A 22,769-nucleotide genomic window follows, 5' to 3' on the forward strand; every position below is an offset into this window, starting at 1 on the left:
CTCACAGGGGATCTGCGCCTGGTCAGAGGTTCTCGAAGCGATTCATGTCCAGCACGCCCTCTTCCACCGGATCGGTCTCCTGGATGTAGCGGCTCAGATCATGGAAATACAGCCAGAATTGCGGATGACTGCGGCGTATTCCCCAACGTTCGACGATTTTCTCAAAGCTGTCGCTATCCTTGGCGTTCTCCATCGCATCCACAAACGCCGGCACTTGCCCGGCCGGAATGTTGAACATGAAGTTCGGGTAGCTGCTGAGCACGCCCGGGAAAATCGTCAGGGTATCGAGCCCCGGCTGATAGCGCAGCGATTCGCCGAGCAGGAACGCCACGTTGCTGTGGGCCCGGTTGCGCAGCAGGCTGTAGATCTCACGCTTGCCGCTGCCGGTTTCGATGCGCAGCATGGTCGCTTCCGGCAGTTGATCAATCACTTTCAACCCCGCCGCCGGACGCGAAGTCAGGCGGCTCAACACCTGTTCGGCATTTTGCAGGCCAGGATCAATGTTCGGCCGCGAGCAGTAGGCGCCGTCGCAGCGGTTGATCGGGTCGGGCCTGGCATTGAGGTCGCCATAACGGGTCAGCAATTGCATGGCAAAGTCGCGTTTGGGATCCTGCGGATCAAGCTTCAGTGCCGTCGGCTTGTCATCGTCGATGGACTCGTAGTCCAGCCACATCTTGAATTTGCCACTGTTCTGATACCAGTCGTCGAGGTAGCCCTCCCGCGAATCGGCGGGCATCAGGCGCAGGAAATTCTGCTCGGCGCCGTTACGGATCAGGTCGAAATACAGGCGCGTCTGGGCCTGATGGGACACGTTGCCGAACACATCGAAATTGACTGCCAGTTGATAGTAGGTGCGCTCCAGCAGCGGATAGTCGAACAGCCACATCGTCTGCGGTACTTCGCCGATCAGGCCCTTGGTCACCGAGGCGCTGTCGAAATGGCGAAAGATGCTCAGCAGCGCGTTGTCGTTGCCGGCCCACAGGGTCGACCAGCTCGGTGCGGGCAAGTCGGCGTAGCTGTCGCGGCGCAGGGCCTCGTATTCGTTGCGTTTGTCGCGGTAGTCGTGCCACAGGGTCAGGACGCTGCCGACATCATCATTCTGCCCCGGCATCGCCAGCAAGGGCGTGGCTTGCCCGCGATAGTTCGGGTCGGTGATGTAGAGGTCGTGTTCAGGTGCCTGGAACAACGCCCAGAAGTTATCGCGAATCACATCCGTGGCGATCTGCCCACGACACACTGGCCCACGGATAAAGGTGCGCACGAAGTACTCGGCGTTATCGAGCATGAATTGATAGCGCGCCTGGGCCGGAATCGCTTCGAAGGTGGTAAAGGGGTTGGCCCGGCTCTTCGGCCCGTAGCCCGGCAATGCATTGACCTCCCAGTTGCCGCTGTAGAACAGGGATTTGACCCGCGCCAGCTTCGCCGCACTCAGGGGATAGGAGATGTGGGTCTTGTGCACGATCACGCCCTGCACCGGCCACAAGCGGTAGTAAAACTCCGAGCCCGGATCATCGTTGGGGCGCCGGGTATTGATCAGGTCAATCGGCTGGCCGGTCGGCGTGCGCGAACGCACCCACTGGAAGAAATGCCCGGGCTCACCCTCCTTGAAGTAAAGATGGGCGAGGAACCAGTGCTCATACAGCCAGCGCCCCACCAGGCTCTGCCGGGCGCCCGGCGAATTGAGCAGGTTTTCCCACTGGATCACTTGCTGCGCTTCTTGCGCACTCGGGGCCAGGGCCTGTTGATCGATAGGGGCGCCTGCGGCCAGCCAGCGTTGCAGCGTCTGGTACTGCGGGTCGGTCAGGCCGGTCACCGCCAGCGGCATGCCTTCCTTCGGGTGCGAAGCGGCGTAGCCATCGAACTGCGCGGGCATGGAGCACATGTTCTCCCGGTTCAGTCCCAGGACGATGTCTTGGGGCAGCCTGGCGTTGGGTTGCAAGGGGGTGTTGTGGCCCAGTTCCAGCATCCGCGCCATCAATGCGGCCTGGCTACCCTGGGCATCGAGCACCGAAAAGAAGCCCTTTTGTTGCCAGGCGGCTTTTCCGGAGGCGTCCAGAAACAGCCGCGTCGGCGCCACCGCCTTGGTGCGGTCACCGTCGTAAACCGGGACTTTCGTCGCGCCGCGTGCCGCGCCCTCGCCGCTACCCAGGTTGAGCTGACAGGCGGCGTCGTTGCAGGCGTGGCAGGCCACGCACTTTTCAGTGAAGATCGGTTGAATGTCTCGACTGTAGGAAATGGCAGAGGAGTTCGCCGGACTTTGCGCCGCAGCGCCCCAGCTTAAAAGCATCAACACACTGCTGATGACGAAGCGATAAGACATGTCCCTGGTCCTGGATCCTGAAAAAACGCCGCGATTCTACCGGTCTGCCACCCCTGACAACATGAACGATATTCATGCAAAACCGAGTCATGCTCTAAAAGCGCACAGGTTTGCTATCATCCCGCCCCTTCGTCATGGTCTTACCGAGTAGTCCAAATGTCCGATCGCAGCGTTCGCCTTCAAGCTCTCAAGCACGCCCTCAAAGAGCGCATCCTGATTCTCGATGGCGGTATGGGCACGATGATCCAGAGCTACAAGCTCGAAGAGCAGGATTACCGTGGCAAACGCTTCGCTGACTGGCCGAGCGATGTCAAAGGCAACAACGACCTGTTGGTCCTGACTCGCCCGGACGTGATTGGCGGCATCGAGAAAGCCTACCTCGACGCTGGCGCCGACATTCTGGAAACCAACACCTTCAACGCCACCCAGATCTCCCTGGCCGACTACGGCATGCAAGGCCTGGCGTATGAATTAAACGTAGAAGGCGCTCGGCTTGCACGCAAGGTCGCCGACGCCAAGACCCTGGAAACCCCGGAGAAGCCGCGCTTCGTCGCCGGCGTGCTCGGTCCTACCAGTCGCACCTGCTCGTTGTCCCCGGACGTGAACAACCCCGGCTACCGCAACGTGACCTTCGATGAACTGGTGGAAAACTACACCGAATCCACCAAAGGCCTGATCGAGGGCGGCGCCGACCTGATCCTGATCGAAACCATCTTCGACACCCTCAACGCCAAGGCCGCGATCTTCGCCGTGCAAGGCGTGTTCGAAGAGCTGGGCGTCGAACTGCCGATCATGATTTCCGGCACCATCACCGACGCTTCGGGCCGCACCCTGTCGGGCCAGACCACCGAAGCCTTCTGGAACTCCGTGGCCCACGCCAAGCCGATTTCCGTTGGCCTGAACTGCGCCCTCGGCGCCAGCGAGTTGCGCCCGTACCTCGAAGAGCTGTCGAACAAGGCAGGCACCCACGTGTCGGCGCACCCGAACGCCGGCCTGCCGAACGAATTCGGCGAGTACGACGAACTGCCGTCGCAAACCGCCAAGGTCATCGAAGAGTTCGCCCAAAGCGGCTTCCTCAACATTGTCGGCGGCTGCTGCGGCACCACGCCGGGCCACATCGAAGCCATCGCCAAGGCCGTGGCCGGTTATGCGCCGCGCCAGATCCCGGACATCCCCAAGGCTTGCCGCCTCTCGGGCCTGGAACCCTTCACCATCGATCGCAGTTCGCTGTTCGTCAACGTCGGCGAGCGCACCAACATCACCGGTTCCGCCAAGTTCGCCCGGCTGATCCGCGAGGACAACTACACCGAAGCCCTGGAAGTCGCCCTGCAGCAGGTCGAGGCCGGCGCACAGGTGATCGACATCAACATGGACGAAGGGATGCTCGATTCGAAGAAGGCCATGGTGACCTTCCTCAATCTGATTGCCGGCGAACCGGACATCTCCCGCGTACCGATCATGATCGACTCCTCGAAGTGGGAAGTGATCGAAGCCGGCCTGAAATGCATCCAGGGCAAAGGCATCGTCAACTCGATCAGCATGAAAGAAGGCGTGGAACAGTTCATTCACCACGCCAAACTGTGCAAGCGCTACGGCGCCGCGGTGGTGGTGATGGCCTTCGACGAGGCCGGCCAGGCCGACACCGAAGCGCGCAAGAAGGAAATCTGCAAACGCTCCTACGACATCCTGGTCAACGAAGTGGACTTCCCGCCGGAAGACATCATCTTTGACCCGAACATCTTCGCCGTCGCCACCGGTATCGAAGAACACAACAACTACGCCGTCGATTTCATCAACGCCTGCGCCTACATCCGTGACGAACTGCCGTACGCGCTGACGTCCGGTGGCGTGTCCAACGTGTCGTTCTCGTTCCGCGGCAACAACCCGGTGCGTGAGGCGATCCACTCGGTGTTCCTGCTGTACGCCATTCGCTCCGGGCTGACCATGGGTATCGTCAACGCCGGGCAACTGGAGATCTACGACCAGATCCCGGTGGAACTGCGCGACGCCGTCGAAGACGTGATCCTCAACCGCACCCCGGAAGGCACCGACGCCCTCCTCGCCATCGCCGACAAGTACAAGGGCGACGGCAGCGTCAAGGAAGCCGAGACCGAAGAGTGGCGCAACTGGGACGTCAACAAGCGTCTGGAACATGCGCTGGTCAAAGGCATTACCACCCACATCGTCGAAGATACCGAAGAATCGCGCCTGTCCTTCAGCCGCCCGATCGAAGTGATCGAAGGCCCGCTGATGGCCGGCATGAACATCGTCGGCGACCTGTTCGGCGCCGGCAAAATGTTCCTGCCCCAGGTGGTGAAATCCGCTCGCGTGATGAAGCAGGCCGTGGCGCACCTGATCCCGTTCATCGAACTGGAAAAAGGCGACAAGCCTGAAGCCAAGGGCAAGATCCTCATGGCGACCGTGAAAGGCGACGTGCACGATATCGGCAAGAACATCGTCGGCGTCGTACTCGGTTGCAACGGCTATGACATCGTCGACCTCGGCGTGATGGTCCCGGCGGAGAAAATCCTCCAGGTGGCCAGGGAGCAGAAGTGCGACATCATCGGCCTGTCCGGCCTGATCACCCCGTCGCTGGATGAGATGGTCCACGTCGCCCGCGAAATGCAGCGCCAGGACTTCCACCTGCCATTGATGATCGGTGGCGCCACCACCTCCAAGGCGCACACCGCGGTGAAGATCGAGCCGAAGTACAGCAACGACGCAGTGATCTACGTCACCGACGCCTCCCGTGCCGTGGGCGTGGCGACCCAGTTGCTGTCCAAGGAGCTCAAGGCCGGTTTCGTCGAGAAAACCCGTCAGGACTACATCGAGGTTCGCGAGCGCACCGCCAACCGCAGCGCCCGCACCGAACGCCTGAGCTATGGCGCGGCCATCGCCAAGAAACCACAGTTCGACTGGGCGAGCTACACGCCGGTCAAACCGACCTTCACCGGCACCCGGGTACTGGACAACATCGACCTCAACGTTCTGGCCGAGTACATCGACTGGACGCCGTTCTTCATATCCTGGGACCTGGCCGGCAAATTCCCGCGCATCCTCCAGGACGAAGTGGTCGGCGAAGCGGCCACCTCGCTGTACAAGGATGCCCGGGAAATGCTCACCAAACTGATCGACGAGAAGCTGATCAGCGCCCGCGCGGTGTTCGGTTTCTGGCCGGCCAACCAGGTGCATGACGACGACATCGAACTCTATGGCGATGACGGCAAGCCAATGGCCAAGCTGCATCACCTGCGCCAGCAGATCATCAAGACCGACGGCAAGCCGAACTTCTCCCTGGCCGACTTCGTCGCGCCCAAGGACAGTGAAGTGACTGACTACGTGGGTGGTTTCATCACCACCGCCGGCATCGGCGCCGAAGAAGTGGCCAAGGCCTACCAGGACGCTGGCGACGACTACAACTCGATCATGGTCAAGGCCCTGGCCGACCGTCTGGCCGAGGCGTGCGCCGAATGGCTGCACCAGCAGGTGCGTAAAGACTATTGGGGCTACGCCAAGGATGAAGTGCTGGATAACGAAGCGCTGATCAAGGAGCAATACACCGGCATCCGTCCGGCACCGGGTTATCCGGCCTGCCCGGATCACACCGAAAAAGCCCAGTTGTTCGCCCTGCTCGATCCCGAAGCTCAGGAAATGCGCGCCGGCCGCAGCGGCGTGTTCCTCACCGAACACTACGCCATGTTCCCGGCAGCAGCGGTCAGCGGCTGGTATTTCGCTCACCCGCAGGCGCAGTACTTCGCCGTGGGCAAGGTCGACAAGGACCAGGTGCAGAGCTACACCTCGCGCAAAGGCCAGGAGTTGAGCGTGACCGAACGCTGGCTGGCGCCGAACCTGGGTTACGACAACTAAACCAGGAAAAGGCTTGCTGCGATGGCGCTCCCCACGACGCCTTCGCGGGCAAGCCCGCGATGAGACTCGCACATTCAGCATCATCGGCGACTGACATTCCGCCATCGCGAGCAGGCTCGCTCCCACAGGGGATCTTCGTCGTACACAGTTTTGTGTTCACTGGAGATTAAATGTGGGAGCGAGCCTGCTCGCGATGAGGCCTGCACATTCAGCATCATCGGCGACTGACATTCCGCCATCGCGAGCAGGCTCGCTCCCACAGGAGATCTTCGTCGTACACAGTTTTGTGTTCACTGGAGATTAAATGTGGGAGCGAGCCTGCTCGCGATGAGGCCCGCACATTCAGCATCATCGGCGACTGACATTCCGCCATCGCGAGCAGGCTCGCTCCCACAGGGGATCTTCGTCGTACACAGTTTTGTGTTCACTGGAGATTAAATGTGGGAGCGGGCTTGCCCGCGATGAGGCCCGCAGATTCAGCATCCTCTTCGCAGACCAGGCTCAAGCGTCTGGCTCAGACGCCCTCGACCTCCTTGCGAGACAGCTCGATCATCTTGCTATTGCGCGCAGCAGCCAGGTCGAACAACTTGACCATCAACGCCGCATCGTCAGCGCCGTCACCCTCCTCCGGCATTTCTGCCTCATCCAGCGTGCGGAATTCTCCAGGGTATTTTTCCTTGAGGTATTGCACCCAGTAATCACGCTGGATCAAGTCTTCATAGAATTTGTCCGATTGTTCCGCGCTGTTCACCTCGATCCGGGCCTCGGCCAATTGTCGCGGTGTTACGCCCGAGGCATAGGTCATGTGTTTGGGCTGCCCTGGCAGTTCCAGACCGTCGCTCCAGCCATCCGTCAGGCCGATTCGATAACCCAGACGAACTTCAGCTTCATCCCGACCTCTGTGCGCAGCGGCTTTGGTCGCCAGTTCGTCCACCTTGTCCAGGCGGAAAAGTTGCCGGGACAATCTCAGCAACGCTTCACCCTTCGCCGCCAGCTGCCCGGCAGGAATGTCGAGCAAGGCATTGTGGGTGAAGACTTTGCTCTCCAATCCGCTGAAGGTGAGGATTCGGCCATCGACACAGGTGCCATGGGTATTGGCGCTGGCAAACAGAATCTCCCGCAGTTCGCTATTGCTGGCCGCGGCGTCCATGACCGTCCATACCCGGCGCGTAAGGTCGGCATTTGCCACCCTGAACTCCTGCGTATCCTGCAATCGTGACAGCAGATGAAAGAACGCGGCGTTGTCCGGCTCGGCGGCGAGTTGATTCCAGACCCGGGTTTTTCCAGCCAGCTCCTCGGAAGTGGCATTGGCCAGCCACGGCGCACTTTGCTGGAAATCGGGTGCTACGTCGGGCAAGGACTCATCGGATTCGAAGCTTTCACTTTCACCGTCAGCCTCGCCGCTGGCCTCGGCAATCATTTCGTCGAGTTCGGTACGTGAAAATCCCAACACTGTTTGCCGCGCATCTGCCTCGCGGTAATCCCTGAGTCGTTCGAGACTCTCCAGCGCCACATTGAAGTTTTCGCTCAGATCGGTGCCGGACATCAGCGCATCATGCGCACCATCCAGCGCTTCGACAGGAATCTCAGTGATGTCGTTGCTGCTCAGGTTCAGCTTGACCAGATGGTTGGCATCCAGCACGCCTTGCGGCCATTCGGTCAGATTGTTGTGGCGCAGATCGAGCGTTTCCAGTCGCACAAACACGGCGACATCAAAGTCGTCCAGGGCGTTGTGCCCCAGATCCAGCCATTTCAGGTGTTCCAGGCGGTTCAACGCGGCATACAAATGCCCGGTATCGCCGAAGCGGTTTGCCGAAAGCTCCAGCCGCTCAAGGCTGGTCATGTTCTGGACAGGTTCAGGCACCGCCTGCAGGCCATTGCCATTGAGTTTCAAGGATTTCACCTGGGTAAAGGCCTTGAGAAAGCCGTCCGAACCTTGTCTGGACAGTCTTACGCCCGTCAGGTCCAGCGTGTCGACGTGAGAAAACACTGCAGGCAATTCGGGCAGATCGCCCAATTGCAGACCGTTGAGATTCAAGATTTCCCCCATCGCACCCGCGGTGCCGGTCAGCCCTTCAGACCAACATTCGAGTATGCGTAAAGCACCTTGCCGACGACTTTGCGCCGATACAATCCAGCCCGCGCCACGCGTTTCCCGTGTGAACAGCCAACCGTTCAAGCGACTTGTCAGGTCGTCGAACACCTGGTCCCACTGGCCAAACCGCTCGCGGAGCTGAACGTCAGTCGCACCACGATCACGCATCTGTTCAATCGCTCGCAGCGCTTGGTCATCGGCAAGTGCCGGATGGAATCGCTGCAGCCGTTGGGCAAAATGCGCACTGCCTTCGCCCGCCGGGACTGCCTGCAGGGGCAGCAAATGCCGAGCGATGGAAAAGCCGCTTTCAGTCGGCGGGAAGCTGGCGGGCACCTCTTGCAGATCGAAGTTCTCCAGCGTGCCGACCGGCAGGCCATGGGCAATTTCAACGCGCTGACGAGCCGCTTTGAGCGCCGTAGTCGCTTGCGACGTCAACGATAGGCCGGTCAGCTGGGTCTTGAGCAGCAGATCATCCACAAGGTCCTCCGGCAGCGAAGAGATCTTGCTGCCTCGCAGATCCACCCAGGCCAACTGCGGCAGATCCTGCATTCCCGTGGGCCATTGCTGCAGATCCGTATCGCGCAGGTTCAAGGCCTTCAGGCGATTCATGCCACTGACATCCAGCGAAGTCAGCGGGTTATCGCTCAAGTCCAGGTTCTCGACTGCGTGCAGGCCATCAAGCACTTGCTGCACCTCAGGATTGATGGCAATCCGATTACCGGAAAGATCCAGACGGTTCAGCTTCGCAAGGGAGCCCGGTGCAATCGGCACGTGGGTCAAACCATTCGCGCTCAGGTCGAGAGTTTGCAGCTCGGTAAACCCTTGGATAAAACCACGGAACTGATCGGCAGGCGCCTGCACGCCCTTGAGATACAACTCTTGCACATGATCGAAAGCCCCGGCGGGCAGCGAGGGGAACTCACTGAACGGCACTTTCGGCAGTGCAAGCACCGAAGCATCGGCGGTCGAGCCGTAGCGCCTGAATACACCGTGCCGCCAGTTAGTCTTGAAGAATGCCGCGGCCCAGGACCGCCCTATCACTTCCTTCATATCGATGTTCTGCGCCATGGTATGACCGGACCAGTCGTTCAGTCGCCCCTCCAACTCCCGGAACTGGGCGCTCAAGGCATCGACGGCTTCGAATCGCTCATCGGCCCCCTTCCACTGCTCGACAAAATTGTTGAACAGGCCCACCGACGGTTCGTACAGGCCGTCTGCCAGGCGATTGAGTTCACTTTTGCAGTAGTCCCTGACCATCTCTTCCCGGTCAATGAGATGTTCCGGATGATTCTTGACGTACTCATAGGCAGGCTTGAAGTTTTCCCGGGTGAAGTGCGACCAGTCCAGCGACAACCCTGACCAGAGTTGTTCGTGCCCTTGGAACACGCCATCCGGCAGCGAGCTGATGCCCGTGCTTCTGAGATCCAGACGTACAAGATTGGGTAGTTCAAGCACCCCGGCGGGCCATTGATACAGCGATGGTGCAAGGACTTTCAATTCGCGCAGATTGCGCATGCGGCTGACATCCAGTGTCAGCGGCGCATAGCCAGAGGAATACACACTGAGTTCCTCAAGCGTCGTCAGTGCACTCAGCCGGGCCGACATGTCAGCCGCGTAGGGCACCGCTGAAGACAGACTCAGGCTGGTAAGGTCCGGCATCGCGCTCAACGCGTTCGGTACGTTAGTCAGCTCGTCGCTGGTTGAATTGATCCGCAGGCGTTTCAGCTTGGGAAATGCGCCCAGCAGCGTATCGACATTGGCGTCCGTCACGCACCGTCCCCAGAGAAGCAGCCCTTCCACATGCGAAAAATCCGCCGCCAGCGACGGAAGCGGGTCGTCACAGGCCACCTCCAGTAATCGCAAGTGCGGTTGTTCATCGGCCAACGACGCATTGCGCCAGGCTTGCCTGATGTTTCGCGCAGCAGCGCTCTTGCCTCCCGGCATCGAGCGTAAAACCGACTCGGAACCTGGTTCGCCGACCCATTGGTCGAGTGTGGTTTCAAGCTGTTGCCACTCGCGCAGGCGCGTCTGCAAATGATTGAAAATCTGTGCGTCGGTTTTACCTTCTCGCAACTGCTTGAGGATGAAGCCGTTGGCCTGCTGATCGGTGAGTTGCGGATAAACATCCCGCACGCGAGTCACCAGCGACGGATTTATCCCTTGTCCGCGCCCGCTGGCGTAATAGCCCAGCGTACGTTCCGCGACACGAACGGGCGGCTTGAACGCTTTGCGCCTGCCCGTGCGCTGCAGCAGCCGTTGCGCCAGTTCAGTGCGATGTTTACCGGCCCACTCAATCACCGCTTCGCGCAGGGCACTGCTCTGCGCCACATGCGGAACGCCCAATGCCTGGCGGGACTGATCAGGCAAGGCATGCATGATCGATGCGAAAAAGCTGTCACCCTGCGACGGCACGCTGTTGAGTGCTTCGCCTGTCTCATCGAATGCTTGATAGGTGGGGCCGTTTTTCACCAGGTATTTGCGACTGGTTGCAGTCTCGCTGCCGATGCCATCGAGCAGCGGACCACTGACGCTGCCCTCGCGTATTTCCAGGCGCACTCCGTCGGACCAACCGGGCAACCGTTCCAGCGCATGCAGGGCGAGCCATCGGCTATCGGCGGAAGCCATGCGCTGCTGATGCAGGCTGGCAAACGCCTGGTTCACCCGCCCTTGTCGCGCATACCAATGCGCCTCCTCGAGCATTTTCAACGGCACCCGACGGGTTGTTTGCAGGCGTGTCAGTTCTTCGGCATTGGCATCGAACAGCACCCTTTGCGCAGCGGATTGGTCCAGGCCGGGGCATGCGCGTTGCAACATGCCGACCAAGGACCCGCGATTTGCCTCTGGGAGATTTTGAGCCGATCCCGGGTCAGCCTTAAACAGACGCAAGGCATCGGTCAGTTCAGGTGGCGGCGGCAATCGATCCCTGTGCATTTTGCGCAAGGCGTTGTCACTGATACCGCTGACGTCGGCGATCTGCAGCAGTTGCTCATCGGTAAACGCCTCGGTGACAGGCCCCATGCGCCGCAGCAACGTCAGGCGGTCCCACTGAAGCGGGCGCTCCAGCGTATGACGCCAGGCGCCGTGGCCGTTGTGTTCGAGTATCGGTTGGTAGGCCTGCGCGTTGTGCGGATGCTGGATGCGCCACTTTTTCAGCGATTCATCAAAACGGGTTTCATAGACCTTGCCTGACTGGCGGATGTAGGTCTTGCCGTTGAGCCGATAGTGCCCCATTGCATCGGGAGCGGAATGGCGATCGAGCACATCGTCACACTCATAAGCGCTCAGATCGGGTTTCCATAAACGGCTTTGGCCACTGGGCAGCGTGATGGGCTCCAGGCGTTCAACCAGCGGTTCGGGTTTCACCGCGGTCAGTTTGCCGAGCCCCTTGCCCACGCCGGCCATGACGCCGATCAGCGCCAGGTTTTCTGCCACGTCGATCAGGTGCCTCTTGGCGGCTTCGCGATCACCCTCGCTCCACTCGATCGCGCCCTCGAAGGACTCGTACAGCAGTTGCCCGGCCATCACCGTGAGCATGATCTCGCCCAGTACCGGGACGAACATCGACACCATGTTCAACCCTAACAAACCGATTTCCAGCAGATGGTTGAGTTTTTCCGCTCGCGCTTTCGCGTCGACTTCAGCCGTTGGAACCGCATGGCTACGCGCATCGGCAATCACCTTGTTGCGATTCTGCTCGTACAGATAGACGAACAGATCGGAGTTGGCGGACCAGAGCCCGTCGACCCCTTTACGATTGACGCCGAATGCATTGAGGTACGGGTCTTCGACAGGCTCGCGTGGGGCCTGACGCTCCGGTGGCAGCTCTTTGATGCGGGCAATGGAAGAAAACGGCGGGATGAATTGGGCGACTTTGACCCAGATGGAGTGCAACGGATCAGACGGCGCATCCGCCGCTCTGCGAGTGAACTGACTGAAGTAATACGGTCGGTCGGCATAGGCGACGAACTGGCTGAAAAAGCGCTGGTGAGCCGTCGGCCCCTGAGCGCCGGAGGCTGACGCATCGCGAGCGGTGAATTGACGTTTGAACTCATCACGCCACTGCGCTTTGGTGTAGCGCTTGAGCGGGTGTTCTGGATCATGAGGGATGTAGACAATGAAATCATCGGTGTAGCGATATTGTTCGCAGATGCTGAACACCACGCAGCCAGTCATCCGGCGCTTCATCAGGCTCAGGTCGCGAAACCACACCGGCCTGTTGCCGACGCTCGGATGAACCTCGCCGTTGACGATCGAGACAATCATTGTGTAGTCGTCGGGTTCGATGTCTTTTTTCAACAGTGCCAGTTCGGCAGCTGCTTTCAGCGCAGTTTTCTGACTGGCGATGAATGACTGGCGAAGGGTCGCCTCCTGCGCCGTCGCAGACTCGAAGAATCCCTGAACGCAGGTTTGATACTGCGCGCCGATATCCAGGGCACGACAAAGCGACAGGAACGCCCTGACCGTCATGTTCAGGGTAATGGGTTCGAAAGATCCGGGCGTGGTTGTTTCCACGACAAATCCGGACGCACGATGAAAGGCACCTTCCTCGCATTCCGAGGCTTCGAAGTTATGCAACGCGGCCTGCAGCAACGTGAGCTTCATCACCTCGAAGTGGGAGATTTCGATCTCGAAGTCACTGACTTCCAATGGTCGCCTCAGACACAACAAGGTTGTGTTGACGTCCACGTCCACACTGAACTGATCCTTGAGCGCACTGGTCAGCAATGGCGCGGCGAACGCGTCGATGTCCTGCAAGGCCGACATCGCGTTGTCGAGTTGTGTCTGGGCCGTGAAACTGGCGTTGAAACTGCTTTTCAACGCCTGCTGTTGCTGGACCGACGCGTGCCGGTACCAGTCTGGCAGGCGCGTAGCGGACGCTCTTATGGCTGCCTGCCTTTCTGGCGCGGCCTTGATCAACCAGTCGGGAGCCATCTGCTTGAGCAGGTCGCGATGAATGCGGGTTTTTTCCGGGGCAATGGTGAGCATGTTGTCTCTCCTGGCAATTGGAGGGACAGGACACCATTTCGCAAACACGGGTTTGCGGTAGATAGTTATGGCTCTGGCACTGGTTTGTTACCAACGGCGTCAATAAATGGCCGCCGACCCGCACACGAATCGCCGGATTGACTATGCTTTTCGAGGACCATTTTCAGGCGAGGGTTTTATGGACGATCCGGCCGACAACAAGCCGCCGAGCTTCTGGCAAATGCTGCACAGCGTCATGGCGGCGGCATTCGGGGTGCAGAGCGGGAAGAACCGGGCCCGTGATTTCACCCACGGCAAGCCCAGTCATTTCGTGATTCTGGGGATCCTGTTCACGGTGGTGTTCGCCTTGACGCTGTTCGGCATCGTCAAGCTGGTGCTACTCCTGGCCGGGGTTTGACGCGATCAGTGCATCAGGGTTTGCAGGGTGAACGGGTAACGCCAGGACGCTGGACGGCCCTTGGCCGAGAGTTTGTGAAAATCCACACCGAAGTCCTGCGTGGCGCCCATCGCCAGCAGTCGCCTGGCCTGTGCCCGGTCGATCAGTTGCAGCAACGGTATCTGGCGGTCGCGGCCGCCGTACTGGCTGATGTCCACGCCTTCATCGTAGTCATGCAATTGCACCAGCGCCCAGCCCCCCAGAGTGAAGTGCCCGCCCAGCAACACACTCAGGCGACGGTCCAGCAGTGCCTGCAACGCCGCGGGTGAATTGTTGATTGCGCCGAACAGCACGCCTTTGCCCGGCACGCCGCCGGCCTCGACATACGCCTGCATCACACCCAGCGCCATCTCGTCGTTCGCGGCCCAGACCAACGACGTCTGCGGGTAGCGCTTGAACAACAGCCTGGCCTGCTCGTAGGCGCGTTGCCGGGTCCAGCCGCCGTACACCAACTGGCGCAAACGCACTTCGGGGTGCTCGGCCAAGGCGCGCCGCAGGCCTTTTTCGCGATACTGCGCGGACGGGGTGATCTTCAAACCGGAAAAGGCCAGCAGTTCAATCGTCTGGCCGGGCGCCACCGGACCGTGCTGCCGGATCAGTTCCTTGAGCATCAGGTAGCCGCCCTCTTCGTCATTGGGCACCAGGCTGCCGAGCAGATCGGGATACTTGTCAGGCCGCGCGCCAATCAGTTTCATCTGATCCGTCGTCAGGGCGTTGTTGACCATGAACAGCTTCACCCCGCTGCCTTTGGCCAGCCGCAGGATCTCGGGGGCGATGTATTGCTCGTTGACGAAGACCAGGTAGTCGGGACGATGGTCGCCCTGAAGGGCTTCACGAGCCTGGCGGATGGTATTTTCGGAGACACGGTCGGAATACTGGATACGCAAGTCCATCCCCAGGTCCGTCGCCGCAGCCTGCATGAATTGCGAGTAACTCGCCCAGAACGCTTCCGCTGGGGTTCCCGGATTCAGGAACAGCACTGATGCCGCTTGGGCACAAGGTCCCACGACCATGCCCAGCGTCAGCAATACGCCATACAGAAACTTCAACATTGGTCGTCCGAGCCCCCGGAAATTCGCCGCGCATTATAGCCAGCGAACATCCGTAGAACGGCGATTTTTCCGGTTTTTGTCGGACAATCGTCGGAACCGGGCCCGGACGGGTCGTTTATTGGTGGCTGACCCAGAAAACCGCCGTCCCCACGACCAGAATGATCAGGAACAAGATTGCCCAGGCATCTACGGTGCTATCGCTTTTCCGTGCTTTGGTTGGGTTGCTCATTGCATCGCCTCTTGTCGGTTTTATCGGTGATTGCATAAAGACTCGAGCAGAGTAAAGACGACGATTGCCCGCATCACAAACAGGGTCTTTGCAACAACGATTCTCATTAGGCGATTTGGTTCTTTACATATGCTCAAACATCACTTTTACGCATAACTGCAAACTGGTATCTTGCCCCGGCTCCGTAGGGAGTGCGCGGCCGTGCGCGCAGAATTGCCGAGGTTTTATCGGACGCCAGCCAGCCAAAAAACGCCGCTGTTTCCGACCGGCCCAAGCCTGAGAACAGGACTTATATGTACGTATACGACGAATACGATCAGCGGATCATCGAGGACCGCGTCAAGCAGTTCCGTGATCAGACCCGACGCTATCTGGCAGGCGAGCTGAGCGAAGAAGAATTCCGCCCCCTGCGCCTGCAAAATGGCCTTTATATCCAGCGTTTCGCACCGATGTTGCGAGTCGCCGTGCCTTACGGCCAACTGACTTCGCGGCAAATGCGAATGATGGCCAAGATCGCCCGGGACTACGACAAGGGCTACGCCCACATCAGTACCCGGCAGAACGTGCAGTTCAACTGGCCGGCCGTGGAAGACATTCCGGACATTCTCGCTGAACTGGCCACCGTGCAGATGCACGCGATCCAGACCAGTGGCAACTGCCTGCGCAACGTCACCACCGACCAGTTTGCCGGTGTCGCCGCCGACGAACTGATCGACCCGCGCCCATGGTGCGAGATCGTGCGCCAGTGGACGACTTTCCACCCGGAATTCGCCTACCTTCCGCGCAAGTTCAAGATCGCCGTCAACGGTTCGACTTCCGACCGTGCCGCCATCGAAGTCCATGACATCGGCCTTGAGCCGGTGCACAACGCCGCTGGCGAACTGGGCTTCCGTGTGCTGGTCGGTGGTGGCCTGGGCCGTACGCCGGTGGTGGGGGCATTCATCAACGAGTTCCTGCCATGGCAAGACCTGTTGAGCTACCTCGACGCCATCCTGCGGGTCTACAACCGCTATGGCCGTCGTGACAACAAGTACAAGGCGCGGATCAAGATCCTGGTGAAAGCGCTGACGCCTGAAGTCTTCGCGCAGAAAGTCGACGCGGAAATGGAGCACCTGCGCGGTGGCCAGACCACGCTGACCGAAGCCGAAGTGCAGCGCGTCGCCAAACATTTCGTCGACCCGGACTACAAGGCGCTGGACAACCAGTGCGCCGCCCTGGCCGATCTCGACCTGCAGCACCCGGGCTTCGCCCGCTGGCGCGCACGCAACACCCTGGCCCACAAGAAACCGGGCTACGTGGCCGTGACCTTGTCCCTCAAGCCTACCGGCGTTGCACCGGGCGACATCACCGACAAACAGCTCGACGCCGTGGCCGACCTGGCCGAGCGTTACAGCTTCGGTCAACTGCGTACCTCCCACGAGCAGAACATCATTCTGGCCGACGTCGAGCAGGACAAGCTGTTCGTCCTGTGGGGCGAGCTGCGCGAGCAAGGCTTCGCCACGCCGAACATCGGCTTGCTGACCGACATCATCTGCTGCCCGGGTGGCGACTTCTGCTCCCTGGCCAACGCCAAGTCGATCCCGATCGCCGAATCGATCCAGCGCCGTTTCGACGACCTGGACTACCTGTTCGACATCGGCGAGCTGGACCTGAACATCTCCGGTTGCATGAACGCTTGCGGCCACCACCACGTGGGCCACATCGGCATCCTCGGGGTGGACAAGAAAGGCGAAGAGTTCTATCAGGTTTCCCTCGGCGGCAGCGCCAGCCGTGACGCCAGCCTGGGCAAGATCCTCGGCCCGTCCTTTGCCCAGGAAGCCATGCCTGACGTGATCGAAAAGCTGATCGACGTGTACATCGAACAACGTACCGAAGACGAACGCTTCATCGACACCTATCAGCGTATTGGTATCGACCTCTTCAAGGAGCGTGTCTATGCAGCGAATCATTAAGAACAACGAGGTCGTCGACGAGACCTGGCACCTGCTGCCCAAGGACTTCAGCATCGACGAGATCACCAACTGCGACGACTACATCGTCCCCTTGCAGTTGTGGCGCGAACACAGCCGTATGCTCCTGGCCCGCGATGGCGGCCTGGGCATCTGGCTTGACGCCGATGAAGAAGCCGAGGAGATCGGTGAAGACGTCGCGCAGTTCCAGGTCATTGCCCTGAACTTCCCGGCATTCACCGATGGCCGCAACTACTCCAACGCCCGCCTGCTGCGTGACCGCTACGGCTTCAAGGGTGAATTGCGGGCCATTGGCGACGTGCTGCGTGACCAGTTGTTCTACATGCATCGCTGTGGTTTCGACGCGTTCGCCATTCGCCCCGACAAGGATCCGCACGAAGCCCTGGAAGGTCTCAAGGACTTCTCGGTGACCTATCAGGCCGCGACCGACGAACCGCTGCCGCTGTTCCGTCGCCGCTGACCGTCACCCCTTGAACCCCGGCCCCGGGGTTCAAGGGGGGTTATTCCTGGCGCTAGAACACCGGATGTTCCACCAGCGGAATCGGCCGCCCCATGGCGACCCAGTCACGGTATAACCGGACTCGATCTTCCAGCACCACGAACATCCTGAACGGGTTTTGCGCATCGCCTACCCGGGTTTCGACACTCTGACGCAACCAGCCCCACAACTCTTCTGACGTATCCGCTTCGTGCAGCAAGCGCCACACACGCGCCTGCAGCGACCGATAGCCGACCTGGAAATCCGCCGTCAGGCGCAATCCATCCATGACCCGCAGCAACGTACTGCCCGATGGCTTGACGGCCAGTCGTTGCCAGATCTGTTGCCGCGCCTCGCGCATTCCTTCATCGCCCTCCTCCAGCCAGGGCGTCGCACTGCCGTAATCGGCACCCGGTTCACTCAGCCACAGATTGATGCCGGTACGCTCGCGATGATCGACCAGGCGCAGCAAGGTATCTTCATCCGTCAGCGGATTACCCCACAGTTTCACCCGATCCCGGGAGACCGCCTGATTCACTATCGATTGGGGAACCCGGCTGATCCGGTTGCCTCGCAAGTCGAGCGAGGTGAGGTACGGCTGATTGGCGATGCCCACCGGGCAACGGCTGATCCCGGTGTTTCTCAGGTTCAATACACGCAACTCCTTGAGCCCCAGGACAACGGGCGGGACGGTCAGAGGGTTGTCACTCAGGTCCAGCGTTTGCAAGCTCACCAGGTCACCAAACTGTGCAGCCGTGTTCTCCTGAAACTGCAGCAAAGTGCTGCTCAGGTTCAGCGTAGTGAGACGGGTCATTTGCCGAATCGGTTGAGGCAGCACACCTTCCAGTACGCCGTCGGCGTTGAGTCGACGCAGGTCGACACGCTCCAGGTTCAGGGAACGCAGGTTCGGAAAACTTTCGAGAAAGGCGCTCAGGCTCTCGCGCTCGATCAGGTGCAAGCCCAGCATCGATAACTCGACGACCTCATTGAAGCGTACGTTCATCGTCGGCAACCGATGGTAGTCCTCGAAAGCCAGATCCAGCCTGTACCCGGAGAACGCCTCACCCGACATCACTCTATTGATCCGGGGCGGGCATTTTTGCCAGATGCTCATCAGTTCATCGCCCAGCTCGGTCCGAGTTTCACGCTCGAAATCGATCACGGTTTGCAGCAGTTCGACGTTGTGCGCCTCCACCTGCCCGGGGCTCATGCCCTCTGCATCATCATCGCCCACGGCCAGAAAATCGATGTCCATGTCATTGGCATCCAGCACGGACTGGTCGATCCACTGGCGCAGATCGGCATGCAACTGCTGCATCTGCGCAATCAGGCGATCCACCAGTGCCTGAGCGCCGGCACCCGCTTCAGTCAGCAACTCATCCGCCTGGGCATCGGTGAAATCCGGATACAGATCCTTGACCTGCAGGCGCATGACTCCGTGGGTCAGCGCTGCGGCCTGTGGCGTGTTCGGGAAGCCGCCACCGCGCAACCCCCCGGCTTCGAAAGGCAACCGCGAATTCATTCGATTCAAGCCGAGTATCAACTCGGAACGGGCCAAGGCATGATTGCCAATGCGCAACCGCAACGCGCTGGCAGCATCCGGCGAGTCAAGCGACAGCGCCGTACGTTCCTCCACGGACAAGAGGTCGACCAGCGCGGTAAACAGATCCGAACCCTCACCGTCGGTAGCCGCCACCGCGGTGTATCGATAGCGGTCACCGACCTTGATCAAACGCCGGCAATCCGTGGAATCGAGCGGACCGCAGCGGTCGAGGACTCGGCCACTGATTGCCCCGTCGAGTACCTCTATACGCAGGCCTTGCGGCCAGTCGGGCAGGCGCTGCAAGGAATGCAGTGCCAGGACATCGGTTTCGGGGTTCCGGACCGAACGCAAATACAAGCCTTCATAGGCCCGGTTGAGTCGTACATGCTGTTGGTAGTCTCGCGATTTGTTGTCCAGTCGCTTGAGCAATTGCAGCGCCTCGTCAGCGTCGAAGGGCCGATGGATGTCGACTCCCGAACGGTCGAGGATTTGCTCCACGGCGCCTTTCGGCAATCCTGGGTATTCGCGCTGAAACAGGCGAACCCATTCCCGCTCCGAGTGCTGGAGCGCCTGATAGCGGGCGTTGAACAATCCGGCCCGCGCTTGCGCATCGGTGACGCCTTCGAGTTCCTGATCGAGCTTGAAGCGTGTGATGGTATCGGCCAGCAACGGCGTTGGCGGGCGACCTGCTTGCATCAGACGCAGCATATCGTCGTCGACCGTGCTGACCCGGGCGATCTGCCCCAGTACCTCATCACTGAAGGCAGCATGGGGTGCGCACACCTCACGCAACAGCTCTATGCGAGTCGACACCGGCGCCGGAACCGATCCGGCTACGGGCTTGGCCAGCGTACCGGGACGCGGCTCGCTCGCGGGCTCCCCCGGCTCGTGCAGGGTTGCGGCGATTTTTTCTTCGCCCTTGAGTGCCACCACGGCCCCGACCAGCGGGAGCGCATTGAGCAAGCCGAACACGCTGCGCGTCACGCCCTCGGAGCGCTGCTCCGGTGTCTTGCCGTTGATGGCCTGATCAAGGCCATAACCGGCGTCGATCAGGCCGGCCAGCACCAGAACGCCCTCGCCTCCCGGAATGAACAAGGCCAATGGCCCCAGCCGGTTGATCCAGCGCACCAGCGGTTCTACCACCGCGCTCAGGTTGTCGCGATTGACCTGGGCATCGTCACGGATGGTTTTGACGCTGGCCATCGAGGCCTGCTTCATGGTCAGCACCAGTTGCGCGAACGGATCGGTGCCGGAGGGAGCGCGCTCAAGATCGATGTAATCCTGCGGGTCCCAGAAACCGTCGTCGTTGAAGAGCCCGGCGCTCCTTTTCAGCCAGTGTTCCTTCGGGTATACCGCCATGCCCTCCAACGCGGTCGACACGCCCGCATGGAAGGTGCCGTCTTCCCGATCGTTCTCGGCAAAATGCGCGAGCAGCGCCTGGCGTGTGGCCGGCACCTTGCCTTGGGCCACGATCCATTGGCGCAGGTGCCGCCAGTCGGTGAATTCATGCAAGGGTGAGGAGTTGCCCGGGATGTTCAGCAGGACCCGGCCGCTGTGACGGTGGCGATAACACCAGATATCGTCCGACGTGTAGCGATAGATCGTCAGCCGACCGGCCTCGATCGGCGCGCTGACACGCGTCGGCGCCTGTAGCTGATCGAGGGTCAGCGCACTCCATGCCTGCCCCGCTGGCAAGTCGGCGGCCTGCATGGCCAGGGCCAGGCCTTCCTGACTCAAACTGCCCTCCTGGTGTTGCAGGCAGGCGCTCATGATAAAGGCGGCCTTGGCCGAGGTTCTCAGGTCGTAAGGCTGCGCCTGGACGATTCGCTTATCGGAGGGCCAGGCACGATCAAGGTATGCCTGATAGCGGGTTTGCAAATCCAGCTCCCACACCCACTGTTTGAACGCTGCCGGCCTGAGGGCAATTTGCGTTGCCGGTCCATACACCTGGGGCGTGGTCTGGCGATAGATGCCTTCGTAGGTATGGTGGTTGCCATTGCCGTGGTCGGCGAACTCATCGACATGCTCCACGATGCGAATGGACGGGCCGACATCGGGTGGTGTGTACAAGCCAAACGCGCTTTCGGCGAAGCGCCCGTCGCCGACGGTCTGGTAGTTCTGCAGCAACGCCTGCACCAGGGTTTGGGTGCTTGCCACCCGACCTTGCTCGATGCCGTCCTGCGGCGGATGCCCGCGGTAGCGGTAATCCAGGGTGACCAACAGCGCGGTTTGCGGGTCGATGTCTTGCCCCCATTTCTCCTTGATCAACTGCGCACCGAACTGCTCGGGAGACTGCGGTAAAGCCGCGTTCACCACAGACTGCAGTGTTTCGCGCAATGGCGCAGGCTGGGGATTTAGCGGTGTCTGAAGGTCGTTCATGTGCATTCCATGGCAACTATTTTTGGAACACCAACATAACCAGCCGCCGCGTTGCCGAAAGCAGGAACGGTCGCCTGCCGACTACAGAGATTTCGCCGTGCCGTGGAGGACATCGGGCAAGCGTTCGCAGGCAAAAAAAGATTCCCGGGAACCTGTAGGAGCCAGCCTGCTGGCGATGGACTCCAGTGCGCCGCGCTAATCCAATTCACACGCGTAATCGTTAACGACCATCGCTGCGATGCGGCGACCCGACAAGCCAGCTCCCACAAGGGACCACGCCCGCGCGGCCTCCAAACCACTGAAAACACCCCAAAAAAAACCGGGGCAAATGCCCCGGCTGGATGTTTGGCAAAATTTCCTGGCCCGTTACCAGAAACGTTGCTGGGTCAAACGGCTCCACCAGCTCAACAGCACACGATCGACCGAGCCGCTGGCGGCCATGCCGATGCGCTCCGGCAGGCTTTTGCGTTCGGCGTAATGCAAGTGATAGAGCTCGGACTTGCTGGCGCGCTCGGCGAGGTATTCATCGCTGGTCTTGAGTTCGTCGACCAGGTGCTTGTCCAGCGCCGCGACGCCAAGCCAGATTTCGCCCGTGGCCACTTCATCGATCGCCAGTTGCGGGCGGTAGCGCGACACAAAGTTCTTGAACAGTTGATGGGTGATGTCCAGGTCTTGCTGGAACTTCTCCCGGCCCTTCTCGGTGTTTTCGCCAAACACGGTCAAGGTACGTTTGTATTCGCCGGCGGTCAGCACTTCGAAGTCGATGTCGTGCTTTTTCAGCAGGCGATTGACGTTGGGCAACTGCGCCACCACGCCAATCGAGCCGAGGATCGCGAACGGTGCGCTGATGATCTTCTGGCCGATGCACGCCATCATGTAGCCACCACTGGCTGCGACCTTGTCGATGCACACGGTCAGGGGCACGCCGGCTTCGCGGATACGCGCCAGTTGCGAAGAGGCCAGGCCGTAGCTGTGAACCATGCCGCCGCCGCTTTCCAGGCGCAGGACCACTTCGTCCTTGGGTGTGGCGAGGGTCAGCAAGGCCGTGATTTCGTGGCGCAGGCTTTCGGTGGCCGAAGCCTTGATATCGCCGTTGAAATCGAGCACGAACACCCGGGGTTTGGCCTCGGTTTTTTTCTTCTGCTTCTTGTCGGTCTTGGCCTGGGTCTTGCGCAGGGCCTTGAGCTGGTCCTTGTCGAGCAAGGTTTGCTCCAGGCGTTCGCGCAGCCCTTTGTAGAAATCATTGAGCTTGCTGACCTGCAACTGGCCGGACGACTTGCGCCGCCCCTTGCTGCGCAGGGCCGCAAAACTGGCCAGGACCACCAGAATGGCGATCACCAGGGTCACGGTCTTGGCCAGAAAAATGGCGTACTCGGAAAAAAACTCCACGGGGACTCCTCAAACGATGCGCGGC

9 protein-coding genes are annotated in these 22,769 nt (G+C 60.3%); 4 read left to right on the top strand and 5 right to left on the bottom strand.

Annotation, left to right across the window (positions count from 1 at the left end; translation table 11 throughout):
• Positions 1–22 precede the first annotated feature (22 nt).
• A complete protein-coding gene (locus KW841_RS18320; RefSeq protein WP_218478833.1) occupies positions 23–2,320 on the bottom strand; it encodes a fatty acid cis/trans isomerase in 2,298 nt (765 codons plus the stop codon).
• Between the two features lie 156 nt (positions 2,321–2,476).
• On the opposite strand from KW841_RS18320, the gene metH reads away from it, so the two are divergent.
• The gene (gene metH, locus KW841_RS18325) at positions 2,477–6,187 is read left to right on the top strand and encodes a methionine synthase (protein ID WP_218478835.1); all 3,711 of its coding nucleotides are present in this window, start codon (positions 2,477–2,479) and stop codon (positions 6,185–6,187) included.
• A 514-nt stretch (positions 6,188–6,701) separates the two neighbouring features.
• Here the strand turns inward: metH and KW841_RS18330 are convergent.
• A complete protein-coding gene (locus KW841_RS18330; RefSeq protein ID WP_218478837.1) occupies positions 6,702–13,268 on the bottom strand; it encodes an NEL-type E3 ubiquitin ligase domain-containing protein in 6,567 nt (2,188 codons plus the stop codon).
• Between the two features lie 178 nt (positions 13,269–13,446).
• Between KW841_RS18330 and KW841_RS18335 the strand changes: the two genes are divergently transcribed.
• Positions 13,447–13,665, top strand: coding sequence for a DUF2970 domain-containing protein (locus KW841_RS18335; RefSeq protein WP_007980782.1), 219 nt, complete (start codon positions 13,447–13,449; stop codon positions 13,663–13,665).
• 5 nt (positions 13,666–13,670) lie between these two features.
• On the opposite strand, the gene KW841_RS18340 is transcribed toward KW841_RS18335, so the two are convergent.
• On the bottom strand, positions 13,671–14,756 hold the full coding sequence (locus tag KW841_RS18340) for an ABC transporter substrate-binding protein (RefSeq protein ID WP_218478840.1): 1,086 nt from the start codon (positions 14,754–14,756) through the stop codon (positions 13,671–13,673).
• A gap of 522 nt (positions 14,757–15,278) precedes the next feature.
• Between KW841_RS18340 and KW841_RS18345 the strand changes: the two genes are divergently transcribed.
• Positions 15,279–16,937: a nitrite/sulfite reductase gene (locus KW841_RS18345; protein WP_007976502.1), complete on the top strand. Its 1,659-nt coding sequence runs from the start codon at positions 15,279–15,281 to the stop codon at positions 16,935–16,937.
• On the top strand, positions 16,921–17,415 hold the full coding sequence (locus KW841_RS18350; RefSeq protein ID WP_007976503.1) for a DUF934 domain-containing protein: 495 nt from the start codon (positions 16,921–16,923) through the stop codon (positions 17,413–17,415). Before KW841_RS18345 ends, KW841_RS18350 begins: the two co-directional genes overlap by 17 nt.
• A gap of 52 nt (positions 17,416–17,467) precedes the next feature.
• On the opposite strand, the gene KW841_RS18355 is transcribed toward KW841_RS18350, so the two are convergent.
• Complete coding sequence (locus KW841_RS18355) at positions 17,468–21,355, bottom strand: dermonecrotic toxin domain-containing protein (protein ID WP_218478843.1); 3,888 nt, start codon at positions 21,353–21,355, stop codon at positions 17,468–17,470.
• Positions 21,356–21,721: 366 nt separating this feature from the next.
• Positions 21,722–22,744 (bottom strand): protease SohB, encoded by a 1,023-nt coding sequence (gene sohB / locus KW841_RS18360; protein ID WP_218478845.1) that lies wholly within the window; start codon positions 22,742–22,744, stop codon positions 21,722–21,724.
• Positions 22,745–22,769 lie beyond the last annotated feature (25 nt).

The organism is Pseudomonas sp. PDM28, from assembly GCF_019219115.1.
GTDB classification, from domain to species: Bacteria; Pseudomonadota; Gammaproteobacteria; order Pseudomonadales; family Pseudomonadaceae; genus Aquipseudomonas; species Aquipseudomonas laurylsulfatiphila.